The organism is Acinetobacter albensis (assembly GCF_900095025.1).
GTDB lineage: Bacteria > Pseudomonadota > Gammaproteobacteria > Pseudomonadales > Moraxellaceae > Acinetobacter > Acinetobacter albensis.
In genome coordinates this window covers 80,872-97,005 of the sequence record NZ_FMBK01000004.1, presented here as the reverse complement: position 1 = coordinate 97,005, position 16,134 = coordinate 80,872, and the positions used below count along the sequence as shown (strand labels likewise).

The 16,134-nt window shown below is 38.2% G+C and carries 16 protein-coding genes; 5 read left to right on the top strand and 11 right to left on the bottom strand.

From position 1 onward, the window contains the following. Positions 1–58: 58 nt before the first annotated feature. The gene (locus GA0116959_RS04230) at positions 59–1,192 is read right to left on the bottom strand and encodes an AI-2E family transporter (protein WP_171256861.1); all 1,134 of its coding nucleotides are present in this window, start codon (positions 1,190–1,192) and stop codon (positions 59–61) included. 136 nt (positions 1,193–1,328) lie between these two features. Further along, positions 1,329–1,973 (bottom strand): ParA family protein, encoded by a 645-nt coding sequence (locus tag GA0116959_RS04225; protein WP_053579463.1) that lies wholly within the window; start codon positions 1,971–1,973, stop codon positions 1,329–1,331. A 122-nt stretch (positions 1,974–2,095) separates the two neighbouring features. Between GA0116959_RS04225 and GA0116959_RS04220 the strand changes: the two genes are divergently transcribed. After that, positions 2,096–2,563 carry a Holliday junction resolvase-like protein gene (locus GA0116959_RS04220; protein ID WP_053579464.1) on the top strand — a complete coding sequence of 156 codons (468 nt, stop codon included), beginning with the start codon at positions 2,096–2,098 and terminating at the stop codon, positions 2,561–2,563. Between the two features lie 77 nt (positions 2,564–2,640). Here the strand turns inward: GA0116959_RS04220 and GA0116959_RS04215 are convergent, their stop codons facing one another. Next, positions 2,641–3,303: a class I SAM-dependent methyltransferase gene (locus GA0116959_RS04215; RefSeq protein WP_092718665.1), complete on the bottom strand. Its 663-nt coding sequence runs from the start codon at positions 3,301–3,303 to the stop codon at positions 2,641–2,643. Between the two features lie 168 nt (positions 3,304–3,471). On the opposite strand from GA0116959_RS04215, the gene GA0116959_RS04210 reads away from it, so the two are divergent. Together GA0116959_RS04210 and GA0116959_RS04205 are read left to right on the top strand one after the other, a co-directional pair. Next, complete coding sequence (locus GA0116959_RS04210; RefSeq protein WP_053579466.1) at positions 3,472–4,032, top strand: hypothetical protein; 561 nt, start codon at positions 3,472–3,474, stop codon at positions 4,030–4,032. 48 nt (positions 4,033–4,080) lie between these two features. Then, the gene (locus tag GA0116959_RS04205; RefSeq protein WP_092718662.1) at positions 4,081–4,497 is read left to right on the top strand and encodes a protease inhibitor I42 family protein; all 417 of its coding nucleotides are present in this window, start codon (positions 4,081–4,083) and stop codon (positions 4,495–4,497) included. Between the two features lie 74 nt (positions 4,498–4,571). On the opposite strand, the gene GA0116959_RS04200 is transcribed toward GA0116959_RS04205, so the two are convergent. After that, positions 4,572–4,904 carry a HopJ type III effector protein gene (locus GA0116959_RS04200; protein ID WP_053579468.1) on the bottom strand — a complete coding sequence of 111 codons (333 nt, stop codon included), beginning with the start codon at positions 4,902–4,904 and terminating at the stop codon, positions 4,572–4,574. Positions 4,905–5,063: 159 nt separating this feature from the next. Between GA0116959_RS04200 and crcB the strand changes: the two genes are divergently transcribed. Next, on the top strand, positions 5,064–5,444 hold the full coding sequence (crcB, locus tag GA0116959_RS04195) for a fluoride efflux transporter CrcB (protein WP_053579469.1): 381 nt from the start codon (positions 5,064–5,066) through the stop codon (positions 5,442–5,444). Between the two features lie 117 nt (positions 5,445–5,561). Here the strand turns inward: crcB and GA0116959_RS04190 are convergent, their stop codons facing one another. From GA0116959_RS04190 to GA0116959_RS04175, 4 genes are all read right to left on the bottom strand, one after another. Next, a complete protein-coding gene (locus GA0116959_RS04190) occupies positions 5,562–5,816 on the bottom strand; it encodes a type B 50S ribosomal protein L31 (protein ID WP_053579470.1) in 255 nt (84 codons plus the stop codon). Between the two features lie 100 nt (positions 5,817–5,916). Next, positions 5,917–7,212, bottom strand: a complete 1,296-nt coding sequence (locus GA0116959_RS04185; RefSeq protein WP_092718659.1) for an ABC1 kinase family protein — start codon at positions 7,210–7,212, stop codon at positions 5,917–5,919. A 459-nt stretch (positions 7,213–7,671) separates the two neighbouring features. Then, positions 7,672–9,033 (bottom strand): MATE family efflux transporter, encoded by a 1,362-nt coding sequence (locus GA0116959_RS04180; RefSeq protein WP_092718656.1) that lies wholly within the window; start codon positions 9,031–9,033, stop codon positions 7,672–7,674. Between the two features lie 38 nt (positions 9,034–9,071). Then, positions 9,072–9,533, bottom strand: a complete 462-nt coding sequence (locus GA0116959_RS04175) for a DMT family transporter (protein ID WP_053579473.1) — start codon at positions 9,531–9,533, stop codon at positions 9,072–9,074. A gap of 124 nt (positions 9,534–9,657) precedes the next feature. Here GA0116959_RS04175 and hemW point away from each other — a divergent pair, with 124 nt between their 5' ends. Beyond that, on the top strand, positions 9,658–10,812 hold the full coding sequence (gene hemW / locus GA0116959_RS04170; RefSeq protein ID WP_092718653.1) for a radical SAM family heme chaperone HemW: 1,155 nt from the start codon (positions 9,658–9,660) through the stop codon (positions 10,810–10,812). 341 nt (positions 10,813–11,153) lie between these two features. On the opposite strand, the gene GA0116959_RS04165 is transcribed toward hemW, so the two are convergent. From GA0116959_RS04165 to hemF, 3 genes are all read right to left on the bottom strand, one after another. After that, the gene (locus GA0116959_RS04165) at positions 11,154–12,977 is read right to left on the bottom strand and encodes an acyl-CoA dehydrogenase C-terminal domain-containing protein (RefSeq protein WP_053579475.1); all 1,824 of its coding nucleotides are present in this window, start codon (positions 12,975–12,977) and stop codon (positions 11,154–11,156) included. Positions 12,978–13,582: 605 nt separating this feature from the next. After that, entirely contained in the window at positions 13,583–14,371 is a 789-nt protein-coding gene (gene aroE, locus GA0116959_RS04160; RefSeq protein ID WP_092718650.1) for a shikimate dehydrogenase, read from the bottom strand. A gap of 699 nt (positions 14,372–15,070) precedes the next feature. Continuing rightward, positions 15,071–16,012 carry an oxygen-dependent coproporphyrinogen oxidase gene (hemF, locus tag GA0116959_RS04150; protein WP_092718645.1) on the bottom strand — a complete coding sequence of 314 codons (942 nt, stop codon included), beginning with the start codon at positions 16,010–16,012 and terminating at the stop codon, positions 15,071–15,073. Between the last annotated feature and the right edge of the window lie 122 nt (positions 16,013–16,134).

Below are 16,134 nucleotides of genomic sequence, written 5' to 3'. Positions count from 1 at the left end.
TGAGTAATGCAATTCAATATAAATTAAGTAGTTGAATGTATTAGTTTCTTAACACACTTTATTTATTTTCATCTGGATCTAAATTTTTCTCATCGCTTTCTAGATCATAAGCCATGGTGGTTTTAGGCAACATGAGTGGGCCAAATTCATTGGTTTCATGTAACCATTCACGCCAAATAGCCAACAACACCGCCAAAATAACAGGACCAATAAATAAACCGACCAGACCAAAACTGGCTATACCGCCTAATACACCAAACATAATCAGTAAGAACGGAATTTGTGTAGCGCCAGAAATCACCAAAGGACGAATCACGTTGTCTGAAGTGCTGACAATACAGACGCCCCAAGCCATAACGCCAATCGCTTCCACCGTTTGTCCTTGAGAAAATAGCCACAAGGCAACTGAACCGTAGGCCAGCGGCGTACCAAAAGGAATGAGCGCTAGCAGAAAAGTCACGATGGTCAGTACCATGGGATTCGGTACGCCTGCAACTAAATAACTTAATCCTGCCAAGACGGCTTGTGCAACTGCGGTTAGCCCAACACCATAAACCACAGCACGGGTCGTTTCAGAAATAGTATCTAAATAATGATGAATCCGTGGACCAATCACCATTTCCAAGGCTTTACTGACTTGATTTAAAATGGTTTGACCATCGCGATAGAAAAAGAACAAGGACATTACGGCAAAACAAAGCTTGATAATGTTTTTTCCAATTTCATTTAATACGAAACGACCATAATTTAAATGGCTTTGAATCCAGATAGATACCGTTTGTACAATACTATTTGGATCGGTATTGATGTCATGTAAAGTGCGGGTAATTTCTTTACCAATAAATGGCAATTGTCGAATAAAATCTGGAACATTTAAGTGACCAGAAAAAACTTGCTTCTGTAATTCGTAATATAAACTTCGACCTTCATGTTGCAACATGAAAATACCAAAGGTTAATGGAATACCAATCAACAGAATGATCAGGCTAATCATCAGTGTTGCGCTTAAGGTTGCACGCGAACCACATTTTCGATAAATCCACTGGTACCATGGCCACGTCATGTAGGCAATAATGGCGGCCCAAAGTACAGGCACAATGAAATATTTGAGTACATTGAAACTTAAAAAGAGAAGGACAAAAAACAGTCCAAACAATAAAACTTTTTGTAATGTTGGCGCGTATTGTTGCACTGCATTCACTGAATTATGTCGAAGGTCAAACCATCTTAACTGAAAAAAAAGCTCACGAAAATGGAAGCAGGGTAAGTTGTAGTGAATAATGAATTAACACATTGGATTTATTCACTACACTATTTAGCTGATAAAATTAAAACCACTTTGCTGGATCTTCGATAATACTGTTTAAAACTGGTTGCCATTGCTGTTGAATCAGCAAATAATTTTTTTGGGTTTTATCAAATACGGTTAAACCTTGCATGGCCAATTGACCATACGCCGTTCTTTCAGAAATCCAAGCCACTGGTTGCTGATCGATTTTGCTAAAAAATTCCTGAATCTCTTTAGCACTGGCGCTGTTAGATTTAACGCGGTTCGCAAGCAGTAAAATTTGAACTTTACCTTTACGAATGCGTTTTATATCTTGTAAATGTTTCAAAAAGCGACGTGTACTATCAATGTCAAAAAATGAGGGTTGTAAAGGTGTAATAATCGCGTGTGCTTCACTAATTAACTGTTCTGCCTGTTCACCAGACAAAGCGCCAGGTGCATCAATAATTAGATATTCTATATTTTTTGGCACATCTCCAATGGATTTTTCATGTCGCCAGTCAAGACTTTGAATCGGTGCAACATGATCTGGACGCTGTTTAAGCCATTGTAAGGTCGATTTTTGATTGTCGGCATCGGCCAGTGCAACGCGATATCCTTTGTGTGCTAAAGCGGCAGCAAGATTAATTGCTGTAATGGTTTTTCCGCATCCACCTTTCTGATTGGCAATTAAGATTGTTTTCATGGCCCTAACGATTTTATTCTGCTCAGACCTAGCATATCATTGTTTAATGCGATGAATATGACACGTGACCAAAGTCTTGCAAGATAAATCTGTCGCAGCCTTTTTTGATTTAGGAAAAAATAATGTCCATTTGGATGGCAATGTTAATTGGTGCAGGACTAGGTGTGATTTTGACCACGCTGATTCTGAGTAATACCCGTAATGGACGGATCAAAGCAGAATATGAACAATATATTGCAGAATTGGAACTTGAGCACCAGCAGGCGCTCATCCATGCTCAAAAACGCAGTGTCAATACCAGCCGTGCCGTCCTGAAGGGTAAAATGGCCGAGCAAATGGCGCCGATTATGCCTGAATTTCAATATCTTCCGAGTGATGCTAAATTTTTAGGTGATCCTGTGGATTATGTAGTTTTTGATGGGTATACCGACCTACGCGATGGTCAAGGCCGAGCAGAAGATATAGAAGTCGTACTGATTGATATTAAAAGTGGGGGGGCACGCTTAACCAAAGGACAGCAGGCGATTGCCAAAGCAATTGCTAACGGTCGAGTTCGTTTTGAAACCATTCGTATTGATTTTGATGATTAAATAAAGATTGAGCTTATGGGTATGACTGAAGATTTTCCGTTCATCCTGCAATTTTATAGTGATTAAATGACTGATGATTATTGAGTTACAGTTGCTGATTTGATAGCTGATTGGGTTGGTCTCTTTTGCGCTCGAGCAAAAAACATACGTTGTGCCAGTTTAGGAATACCCGTTGCATCAAAATAGTGTTGTTCTTTAAAACTAAAATTCGCTTGTAGTAAGGCTTGTTCTATATCACGGTTCAAATGACAACCATCTGCAAATCTTTTATGAATTGGAGTCATGATATTTTGTAAATAATGCAACGCCAGATTGTCTTGATATTCAACATGTTCAAGCACATGCAAAATGCCATTTGGTTTTAAGACACGATGTAATTCATTTAACGCCAGTGCTAAATGATCAACACTGCATAAAGTCCATGTGCTGACAATATGGTCAAAACTAGCATCGGCAAAAGGTAGTTTTTCTGCACGGGCTTGTACATGTTGAAGCTGTAAAGCACTTTCATGCACACGTTGTGCGGCTAATTGATATATTTCAGCGCTAGGCTCAAGCGCATATAAGGTTTCAATATTTTGATAAAAAGGTAGATTGATGCCTGTGCCAAAACCAATTTCTAGAACTTGCCCCGAAACAGGTAATAAAAGTTCTCTGCGTTGATCCATTAGACTTGGAATTTGCATAACTTGATTCAGTACATGCGGAAAAATATGCTGTTGATAAAATTGGTAAATCATTGAAAGCTCAATATTTCCGATCATTTGTTGAGTGTAGGGAATAATAACAAGAAGCAAGAAGACAAAAAAATGACTAAATCGCTCTCTATTGTTACCAAGCCTGTGATGTTATTTAATCTATTTTGTTTAAAATAAAAAATGTAAATAGAAAAATGGCAAGGCATAAAAATGATTAAACCTTTTATATTCAGTATTTTATTGGCAATCTTAATGGTGCAAGTCAGTGCAAGTGCATCTGTGGATCATAATATTTCAAAGGGTTTGGCACCGCTTGCCAAAGATCAATCCATTAAAATGCTTCAACCTTTTAAAGGCGATTTTCGGATTTTAGGTTCTAAAATTTATCACAATGATGAGCAAGCCAAGTTTTCTCCGATCGATTATGCGGTGAGTTGGGGATTATTTGCTGAACCTGAAATTGCTCGACATATTTCCGTGAATCAATATGACCGTTACTTGAACTGGAAAATGGATCGTTTACCTGTGCCTAAAGAACAAGCCATGCAAATGGTGTCAAATATGCACATTATCCCTGCCAACCCAAACATTGCTAAACAAATTAAGAATGTAAAACGTGGTGATTTAGTCCGTTTAAAGGGTGAATTGGTTGAAATTAAAGATAAAGATTTAGTCTGGACGTCATCTCTTACACCTACCGATACAGGGGATGGTGCTTGTGAATTATTTAGGGTCAGCTCAATTGAGTGGATTGAAAAAGTAAAAGGCTAATTATTTAAAAAACTATCTAAATTTATCTTACTAAAACATGAGTCCATAATGAAAGCTTTAGCAATATGTTGCGCTGTACTCTCTGGATTATGGTTAGCGGGATGTAGCAGTATGAGTCCAACTGTGGATGGAAAAACCCATGTCTATTCTCTTAAGCAACAATGTCCCAATTTACTCGAAATGAATGTCGGACAAACCTTAATGTTCACTGTTCCAGAAAACCCCTCTACGGGCTATATTTGGCAAGTGGTCAAGCCACTGCAGATTTTTAAAGTAGATGAAATTTATCAGCAGGATCAAGTCAAAAGCCAAAAACCTATACTTGGAGCTGGAGGCGAAAAGCTATTCCGTTTTACTGCCTTAAAACCGGGTGAAGAATTAATTCGTGTCAAACATGCACGGTCTTGGGAGAAAAATGCGCTTGAAGAATGGTCGTGTAGAGTAAGAGTTTCATCGTTTTTATGAATGATTGAGCGGGTAAAAAAAACATCCCTTTTGATATTCGAGAGGGATGTTTTGATCGAACTATTTAAAATGACTTATTTTGCCGTTAATGCCTGACCTTCAAATTGAATGCCATCCCAACCATTTTGCATAAACTGGCGAATATTTTGGTGATCAGTGGCATCAGGAGTAGCAACAACAGCAGCATAATGTTCAGCGAACAAACTTAATGTTTGTGCTTGATCTAAATGATTCAGTTGAGCAAAAGAAAATACTTTGGCGCTCCCTTGATTTTCATTAGCAGCATTGCTGTGTTGCCCATTTTTAAATGCAGTCGCGGTATGATGATAACGTGCTTCAATATAAGCAATGACATCGGTAAATTTAACTTCATTTGCTTTCAGTTGTTGTAATAAATTCTGAGCCATATTGTCCTCAATTAAATCGTGAATTTAAAGCCAAGACTATCACAGTTTTTGTGAATTTTATTGCGCATCATGGCTGAGTAAACACCGTCCGTTCATGCAAAATTAAAGCATTATGGTTTATCATCCGCTGAATATAAAACATTCAATAGGAAAAAATAAATGAGCTGGCTATGGGTGGCTTTAGGAGGTGCAATTGGCGCAAGTCTTCGCTATGGCACAGGTGTATTTTTAATAAAGCCGAACAGTTTATTTCCGTGGGCAACTTGGAGTATTAATATTTTAGGCTGCTTATTGGCGGGCATTTTTTTTGCCTATAGTCAAAAATTTCCCATTTTACAAAATGAAGCACGCTTATTTTTAATGGTCGGTATTTTGGGGGGCTTTACGACATTTTCAAGTTTTGGTCTGGAGACTTTTCAGTTATTAAAACATGGACAGGCGAGTTTGGCTTTTGGCTATGCTCTTTCAAGTGTAGTGGTTGGGATCCTCTTTTTAGCAGCTGGCTTTTATTTATTTGAATGGATTTTAAATAGCAAATAAACACTAGAATCATAGCTTTTATGAATTTAAAGATAAAAAAAGAAGCCTAAGTGGAGGAGGAGGCTTAGGCTTCTGAGTAATTAAAAAATAACAACTGAAACTTAATTGAATATTAACTTATTGTGAGCGTTTGAAACGTGAAAAACGCTTATTGAAATTGGCCACACGACCTTCATTACTGGTCTGACGTTGTTCACCCGTATAAAACGGATGCGAAGCGCTAGAAATATCTAAGGTGATATAGGGATACTCTTTGCCTTGATAGGTTTTAGTCTGCTGGCTGTTTAAAGTACTGCCAATAATAAAATAGGCATCCGCATTGGTATCATGAAATAAAACCTCGCGGTATGCTGGATGGATGTTAGGACGCATAAATAATTCCACACTAATAATTTGATATAGATATGTTATAACATAACAAATTATTTATCAATCACACCCAACTATAGGGTTAGGTGGTAAATCTGTTTTATTAGCGGGGTGGAACCAATTCATCAAATACATCATTCAGATTGTCATGCATTTTTAAATGAATCATATTCCAGTAATGTCCTGATACGGTGCGATTGACCATTAGGGTGTCAGGTGAGGGCTTGAACACATCCCAATATTTGAGTGATGGTTTGACTAATTCCATCCCATCATGATGTGCTGAATTTTCGGCAAAGTCATACAAAGTCGTCAGAGGGCGCATCAGGACATCTAACCATTGTTGATACAATTCAGGGGGGAATTTTCCTTGTTCTGAAATGGCATGTAGTGCATCGAGTTGCTGTTCTATACCCACTATATTGCCTTCACGTGCACACTGAATTAAATCTTTAAAATGTTGTAAGGTTGCACTGGATAATGTTTTTACGCCACCATAATCATAAATAATGACATAGCCATCTTCACGAAACGCAAAATTGCCAGGATGTGGATCGCAATGGAAACGTTTTAAATAAAAAATTTCCTGCCCAATTGCCCTAAATAAACGTCGTCCCAGTTCATTACGCATGTCTTGCGACCAAGTACTGGCCGTTTCAATACTCTCGCCTTGTTCTAAGCTTAGGGTTAAAATATGGCGAGAAGAATAGTCTTTATAGACTTGTGGAATAATAATTTTACTGTCTAAGGTTTGATGGAAAGTACGCGCTATTTCTAAATTCTGTGCTTCAATTTCATAGTTTAATTCATTGTCTAAACTTTCTTGAATTTCTTTAAATAATTGATCTTGTAATTTGCGATCAATTTTTAAAACACCCATAAGACGTAAAGCCAACCGCACCTGTTTAAGGTCGCTTTCACAGGCTTCATCTACGCCCGGATATTGTACTTTAACCACGACTTGTTGCCCAGTTGGCAAAGTCGCTTTATGTACCTGACCAATTGAGGCCGCAGCAAAGGGTTGTTCTTCAAAATGTTTAAAGATTTGAGGAAGAGGCTTACCGAGTTCTTTCTCAACTTGCGCTTTAATATCGGCAAAAGGCATGGCAGGTGCTTGACGTTGCAATTTACTGATTGCACGTGCCACTTCTGGTGGAAAAATATCTTTATATTGTGAGGCAATTTGCCCCACTTTCATGACTGCCCCTTTCATTTCTCCCAAAGTATCTGCAACCTTTAAACCAATCTCTTGAAAAAGTTGACTACGGGCAGCATTTTTTGTGTCTTCATCGGCGTTAAAGTTTTTAATTGAATTTGACACCGTTTTAGTTGCGATACTGGCCGTCATGCTGGCCAGTTTCATAAAACGACGACCGGGTGTGCGAGCCGTTTTTGCCATGCGCTATACCTTGAGATCATCATAAATGGGGTGTAATGATCATAGGCGGTAAAACTTAAATTGCATATATTAAAATGTTAAGGCTTTGTTGGTGTCTGGATATTCTGAGCAGAATGAACATGGATTTTACCTAGACCTACTTTATTTTTTATAGGATTAAGGTGATGTGTTTTGAGTGAGGCATAAAATGATTTTTACATCTGAAAACTGAATACTTTGAACTTGAATGTTAGATAAATAGAGACTCATGAATCAGATTAAATCATCGATTTGATTTCTTAAAGCAGTAGCACATGAATTTTATGACAGGAATGAAATTCACCTGTATTTTGATAAGGCTAAAAAAACGAGTTGTATTAAAACAAACGCTCGATAATTTCAGTACCAAAGCGGCATTTTTGCCGCCTACATGATGCTTAATTTTAGAGATAAATAGCGCGTTAACAGGTTTATATTGGCTTAGGAATGCTGCATTAAGCGCTGGTTATTCATATATAAACGTCTAAGCAATAATATACAGGCCACTGTTAAACCCACAATTAAGCCGACCCAGACACCTGCTGCCTTCATTTCGGTAAAGCGGGCTAGATAAATTCCGACTGGAAAAGCAATCACCCAATAGGCAAGCATGGTAATCCACATGGGCCCTTTAGTATCCTGCATACCCCGTAAACAACCTGCTGCACTGACTTGCCAAGCATCCATCAGTTGATAAGCAATTGCAAATAAAATCAAATACATCGCTACTTGTGTGACTTCAACGTCGGAGGTATAAATCGATACGATTTCTGCGCGGAACAGCCACATTAGAGCCATAGTCATTAAAGCGAAAACTGTGCCTGTCATTAAACCTAAAAATTGAACTTTTCGCATGGCCTGCCAGTTTTGTTCGCCATAATAGGTGCCAGTACGAATAGTCAGTGCAATGGCCAGTGACATTGGAATCATAAACAGTTGCGATGTGACTGAAATGGCAATTTGATGGGCAGCCACTAAAGTTTCACCCAGAGGACTCAACACAATTGCTGCAGTACTAAAAATACTGACTTCAAAAAATATGGCCAAACCAATCGGTAGACCTAATTGTAAAATCCGTTTCACCCAATATAAATCAATTTTTTCCCATGCCGCAAAAACTTGGGTTTTACGATATGCTTTGCCTTTAAAGATATATGTGGCTAAAACCAAAAGCATAATCCATTGTAAAATGGCGGTGGCAAAGCCACAACCTGCACTTCCCAGCTCAGGAATCGGACCCCAGCCATACATAAAAATAAAGTTCAGTGGAATCAACACCAGTAGTGCAGCCAGACTTATGGCAGTCACAGGTCTTGGATAGCCCAATGCTTCGGAATAACCTCTTAATGCAGCATACATCGTCACTGCAGGCATACCGAAACCAATTGCATGTAAAAATAAGCTAGATTTCGGCAATAAGGCTGCGGGCACGCCTAAAATAGGCAATAAAAAAGGCATGACTTGTAAAATTAGACCTGCAATTACGCCTAAAATAAAAGCCACCCACAGGGATTGACGCACAATAGTCGCAATTTTTTCAGGAGTACGCGCACCATTTGCTTCAGCCACTAAGGGTGTGGTTGCAATCATGATGCCACTAAATAACAACATGATGGGAATCCATAGCCCAACACCGACTGCAATTGCAGCCAGATCAGTTGGAGAAAGGTGTCCCGCCATAATGGTATCAATTAAACCCAAACCTGCTTGGGAAAACTGTGTCACCAAAATAGGAATCATCAGATGAAAGAGTTTTTTTAATTCAAAGCGATGGGTTGTCGTTAAAGCAGTGACATTAGACACAAAAAATTCTCATTATGAATGAATAAAGGTCGTGATATTTAGCGTTGCAGAGTTAAAAATACTCCAATAAAAATCACGATACTTCCTAAAAGACGTTGCCAGTGAATCGGTGTTTTTTCAGTGCCAAACCAACCAAAATGATCGAGTAACATTGACATCGAAATTTGACCAAAAATAACCACACCCGTTAGGGTCAGAAAACCAAGTTTAGGTACAGCATAAATACTTAAACTAATGGCATACACCCCTAAAAAACCACCCAGCCACAAAAACCAAGGAATTTGAATGAGGGTATTTAAAGTGGGCTTTTCTACGGATTGAAAAAACACCAGTAGGGCAAGTACTATTGTACCGACCAAAAAGGATAAAAGGGCAGCTTGCAGTGGAGAATGTAAATATTCTCTCAATTGTGTATTTAAAGCATTTTGCAAGCTCATGGCAATCCCAATACCCATCGCAAGAGGCAAGAAGAAGAGAAGTTGACTAGAAATTTTCATCATATTAAGCCATTATTCTTGTTGGATTTTTCTTAGTCTAAAACAATAACAATGAGTATTCCTTAGTGTCTTGATGCAGTCATGTTAAAATATATTTCCTGTTTCCTTGTTATTTTGAGCTTATTCCTTGGCTGAATTGAATCCTGCACTTGTTCCTTTATCTTTATATATTCATATGCCGTGGTGTGTGCGTAAATGTCCGTATTGCGACTTTAATTCGCATGCAGTACCAGATGGAAAATTATCTTTAGAATTAGAACACGAGTATTTACAGGCTTTGGTTGCAGATTTTAAGACTCAAGTGGATTTCGCTCAAGGTCGCCAGATTCACAGTGTATTTATTGGTGGTGGTACGCCGTCTTTAATTTCAGCCAAAGGTTATGTGTGGTTATTTAACCAACTTAAAAACATGATTGCTTTTGAAAATGACTGTGAAATTACCCTAGAAGCTAATCCGGGAACTGTGGAGCATGATCCTTTTGCAGGCTATCTTGCGGCAGGTATTAATCGTTTGTCGATTGGTGTGCAAAGTTTTAATACGGAGCATTTGCAAAAGTTAGGTCGTATTCATAGTAATCAGGATGCTGTGTCTGCAATTCATTTGGCGCGTGAGGCCGGTTTTAAGCGAATCAACGTCGATTTAATGCATGGCTTACCTGAACAGAGTGAAGAGCAAGCATTGTACGATTTAAAAATGGCAGTTGAACATGGCGCGACGCACGTGTCTTGGTATCAATTGACCATTGAACCGAATACTGTTTTTTTCCGGACTCAACCAATTTTGCCGACTGATGATATTCTAGAAGAGATCCAAATTCAGGGTGAAGCGTATTTAAAGGCCCATGGTTTTGTTAATTATGAAGTGTCAGCTTGGCGTAAAGAAAAGCCCTCTGCGCACAATTTAAATTACTGGCAGTTTGGCGATTATTTAGCGATTGGGGCAGGGGCACATGGGAAAGTGACACAGCCTGATGGTGTGTATCGTTTTCAGAAAACCCGTTTACCAAAAGACTATTTAGCCAAAGTTCCAGCAGAACATATACAGTTTAAACGAATTGAAGCTGATGAGATGCCATTTGAATTTATGATGAATGCACTGCGTTTAAACCAAGGAGTTGATGCACAATTATACGCAGAACGAACGGGTTTAAGTTTAGATCGCTTGGACGAACTTTTAAATTCTTTACGTTCACGAAAGTTGATGGTTGAAGATAAAGCTCGAATTTCATGTACTGAGCAAGGACATATATTTTTAAATTCGGTATTGGATCATTTTTTATAAGAAAGAATAGACATTGAAAATGCTGCTGTATCCTTAAAAGTAAAGTTATTTTCGAGTGACTTCAAGCTGGCACTTATGTACCACAATTTCGGTATATCCGTTTTAGTACGATTTATTCAAAACTAAACGACTTTGCCCTGCTAAAAATGATTTGAATTTTTGAACAGATCTTTGGTGATGAAGATGTGTTTAGTCCGAATATGAGAAAAAATCATTCGGTGGGCGGCCTGATGATTATGGAAATATTGAGTTTCATGCAATTAAGATAAAACCAGTGTGAGTTAATCGATTAAATTAAAAAAAGAGCGCCGAAGCGCTCTTTTTTTATATCTATTTATACATTAATAATCGAAACTGAAATGTTCTGCATCAAGTGACATCATGGTACGAGATGGATTAACCATGGATTCTGCATGACCTTGTGAGCGCGGTAGTAAACGCTCAAAATAAAAATCTGCCACTTTAATTTTTGCTTTGTAGAACTCAGGCGTTTCTGCACCGGTGCCAGAGGCTAATTTTTCAGAAGCAACGGCTGCTTGCTGTGCCCAGTAAAATGCCATCATTGCATAGCCTGAGAACATTAAGAAATCAACAGATGCAGAAGATACGATGTCACGGTCTTTACGAGCTGCAAGCATAATTCGAACAGTTAACGCATTCCATTGGGCACAGATTTTGGTTAAATCCCATGCAAAACGGCGCATATATTTGTTGGTAGCATGTTGCGCACAGAATCTTAAAATTTCAGCCGTATAGTCACGAACCACTTTACCTTTAGATGAAAGCAGTACTTTACGCCCAATTAAATCTAAAGCTTGGACACCCGTCGTACCTTCATATAAGGTTGCAATACGTGCATCACGTGCAATTTGTTCCATACCATGTTCTTTAATATAACCATGGCCACCGAATACTTGCATGCCGTGATTTGCAGCTTCTAAACCTAACTCAGTTAAGAAACCTTTTAAAATTGGCGTGTAAAAACCAAGTTTATCATCGTAATCTTCAAATTTGGCTTGGTCACCCTGAGATAAGGCATCCGCCATTTTATCTGCAAGTTGTGCTGCATGATAAATCATGGCACGACCACCTTCAGCAATCGCTTTTTGAGTCAATAACATACGACGTACGTCAGCATGATGAATAATGGCATCTGCAACTTGTTCAGGATCTTTTTTACCTGATAAAGCACGCATAGACATACGCTCTTTAGCATAAGGTAAAGAACCTTGGAATGCCAATTCTGCGTGTGCTATTCCTTGTACCGCGGTGCCAATACGTGCGGTATTCATGAAGGTAAACATGGCATGTAGACCTTTGTTAACTTCACCAATCAAGTAACCTGTAGCAGCATCAAAGTTGAGAACAGCCGTCGCAGACGCACGGATACCCATTTTATGTTCAATTGAGCCACAGCTCACTGGATTACGCTCACCCACACCGCCATCTGCAGTTGGAAGGAACTTTGGTACAATGAACAGCGAAATACCGCGTGTTCCTGCAGGTGCGTCTGGAAGACGAGCTAGAACAATATGGATAATATTTTCAGTCAGGTCATGTTCACCTGCAGAAATAAAGATTTTTGTACCTGTGATTTTATAGGTTCCATCCGCTTGCGGTTCAGCTTTAGATTTAACTTGTCCCAAGTCTGTACCACATTGTGGCTCAGTCAAACACATGGTGCCTGACCAAGTACCTGCGGTTAAATGTGGCATATAAGTATTTTTTTGTTCATCTGTACCAAATTGCATGATGGTATTCATACAACCCATACTCAAACCTGGATACATGGTAAATGACCAGTTGGCTGTTCCCATCATTTCAGATTTAACCAAGTTAAGTGACATCGGTAAACCTTGACCACCAAACTCTTCTGGATAAGACAAACCTTGCCATCCACCTTCTACAAACTGTTTATACGCTTCTTTAAAACCTTTTGGTGTAGTGACTACGCCATTTTCAAAATGACAACCTTCTTCATCACCTGATTGATTTATCGGAGAAAGCACATTTTCACAAAAATCTGCTGCGCCTTCCAAAATCATATCTACAGTATCGGCATCAGCAGACTCACCGTTAGATAACGTTTTGTAGTGGGCAGGATAGTCAAAGACTTCATTCATTAAAAAGCGAATGTCACGTAATGGTGTTTTATAAGCTGGCATAAAATTAATCCTAATGTAGAAATAGTTTTGGATTATCTAAATCGATGATTTAATTATTCACATTGTTCATTAAAATACATTGATGATGATGCCTTATAAAAATGTCAGAAAAGCGAATCACAATAATTGTATAGGCTTTCTAAAAATATTTTTTTGACTTTAGTCGGTTGAAAATTTTTGAACCATAATGTGAATTGATTAAGCGTTAAGTCTCAATAATATAAGGCATTTAGAAAAAAATTAGGCAAATAAACGGTTTAACTTTGTATCGGTTTGGTTTGAAGCTCGTCAATCAGCTAAAACTTGTCATTAAATCCAACCAAAAATTTAATCATGCTTAACTATAGGATGGGTTAAGGTATTTTATTTATGCATTTTTAAAGTAAATTATTACATAAAAAGCAGATTTTCCTGAAAAATCAGGGATTAAAATATTTAAAAAATTGATGGAATTTATCTAGAGGGTGTTGGTTGAATAGGGAATGCGAGATTAAATAAAAATATGTAGAGTTTAAAATCAATAATTTTTGTATACGTGCGACTTAAAAAAAATATAAGGATTTAAAGGAGCTTCATATGAAGTTCCTTTTACTTAAAGCTTATAATTATAAAAAATCTTTTAAAGACGGTTTAAGGCCATTCCAAATATAAAAAGCCTCAATCGCTTGTCCGACTAACATTCCATAACCTTCCGAGGTTGGAATGCCACGACTTTTAGCTTGATCCAAAAAGCTAGATGGTTTGCCATAGGCCATTTCATAGGCATATTTGAAATGTAAGTTCTCAGGTAAAATTAAAGCATCGCCGCTTAAACTGGCAGAAGTAGCATTAATCACTAAATCAAAATTACCCTTCAAATCATTTAAAGAAATTGCAGCGAGACTCGCTTCTGGCACTTTTTCTCTTAAATCGGCCACCAATTGTTCTGCACGTGCCAGAGTTCGATTGGCAATGACAATGTTTCTGACCCCAGCTTGAACCAGTGGATAAATGACCCCGCGTGTTGCACCTCCAGCACCAATGATTAAAATACTGGTATTCTCCAGTATCCAATCTAAGGCTTGAATAGCATCGACCAAGCCTTGACCATCTGTATTGTCACCGTAAAGTTGTCCATCTTGCATCCATAAGGTGTTGACTGCTTTGGCGATTTGAGCACGTTCAGTTAAAACATGACATTCAGCAAAGGCTTGTTCTTTAAAAGGAATGGTTACATTCATGCCTGCTCCACCTGCAGCAAAAAAAGCCTTCATGCTGGCTTCAAAACCATCAAGTGGCGCAAGGCGTTTGGTGTAATTCAGCTCAATTCCTGTTTTTTGGGCAAAGGCTTGATGAAGTTCAGGTGAGCGTGATTGTTCGATAGGATGCCCAATCACTGCAAATTGTTTGCTCATTTCAGAATATCCAGAGGCGGAAATGGTCATCAATATACGTGATTTTTAAACGCGGCTAAAGTCAGAATAAAGCAGAACAGGCCCTAATAAAAGCGTGCTCGGTTTTAAATTTCAATAGTGAAGTAAACATGTAGAGAGTGAATGGCAGATCTTTAAGGATTACAGATTTCGTGAACCATTTCTTCTAAAAGTACAACAGAGGTAAAAAATAAGGCAAAACTTGCGAAAATACTGAACGTAATCGATAAGCTATCTGAGAGTGTATTTTCAGATGACAAAGTAATGGTGATTGAGCAAAGGATCATGATCAGAATAGACCAGAATAAAAAAACTTTATGATTCAATATTTTATTTAGCATTACAGGCTCCATAAAACATGGTGTTTTTTAATTTATGCATGTTTTAAATTCGGGCAGGGGAACAATCGTGTCAGGCAGTTTAAACGATTTTATAAAATTTAAAGAGTGTAGTGCTGTAAGAAAATATGTCGGTTCCGTATATGGCAATAGCAAAAACCAACAAAAATAAAGAGAGAATAGCTTGATCAGGTTGTTATTTGAGCGATTAAAAATGATAATCAAACGAAAATAAAAGAAGTATCCAATTTATATCCCTTTGTCATCTAGTGAAAAAGGGAAGTTTAGGATCTAACTAAATGCTTGAAAATAACCCATTTAAAAGTTATTTATTTTAAACTGCTTACTTGAGTTCATTTAACCAATCACGCGGTTTTAAATAGTCATCGACTAAACGTTTTTCGGCGGAATCTTGATGCCACGCAGGTCGATATGACCAAGCCGCAAGCGGTGGCATACTGACTAAAATAGATTCAATACGTCCACCTGTTTGTAAGCCAAACAAAGTCCCTCGATCATAAACCAAATTATATTCGACATAACGTCCACGGCGATATAGCTGGAAGTCACGCTGTGCTTGAGTATAGGTTTGATTTTGATGGCGTTGAAAAATCGGTAAAATGGCTTCTAAATAGCCATTACCTACAGCTTGTATATAGTTAAAACAGGTTTCAAAATCCCACTGATTTAAGTCATCAAAAAATAAACCGCCCACACCGCGCTGCTCATCACGATGCTTTAAATAAAAATAATCATCACACCATTTTTTATGTTCTGAATACACATTTTCGCCAAAAGGTTCACAAAGATCGTGAGCTTTTTGATGCCAAGATAAAACATCAGCATCATCGGCATAAAAAGGGGTTAAGTCAAAACCACCACCAAACCACCAAATAGGCTCTTGACCTTCTGGTTCTGCAACAAATAAACGGACATTGGCATGGGATGTCGGAATATGTGGGTTTCTAGGATGAATCACCAAAGACACACCCATCGCTTGTGCTTTTGCCCCTGCTATTTGGGGATGTCGTTCTGTAGCAGAGGTTGGCAACTTTGAAATATTAATGTGAGAAAACATCACACCACCTTTTTCAATGACAGCGCCGTTTTGTAAAACACGTGAACGACCACCACCGCCTTCAGGACGTTGCCAGTCATCAATTTCAAACTGAGCAGTACTGTTGCTCTGTAATTCTTGTTGTTCTAAAGCGGAACAAATACGTGACTGTAAATCGAAGAGAAATTCGCGAACGCGTTGAATATCAGTTGAATTTGGGTTCTGCATAGATAGCCTCTATAGCACAATTTTAAGGACTCAAACCATCAAAACATAAAGTCATAAAAAAAGTAAGGGATTTTACGCTGTCTTGTTAAAATCCTTTGCTAAATGCATCAATAAAATAATGG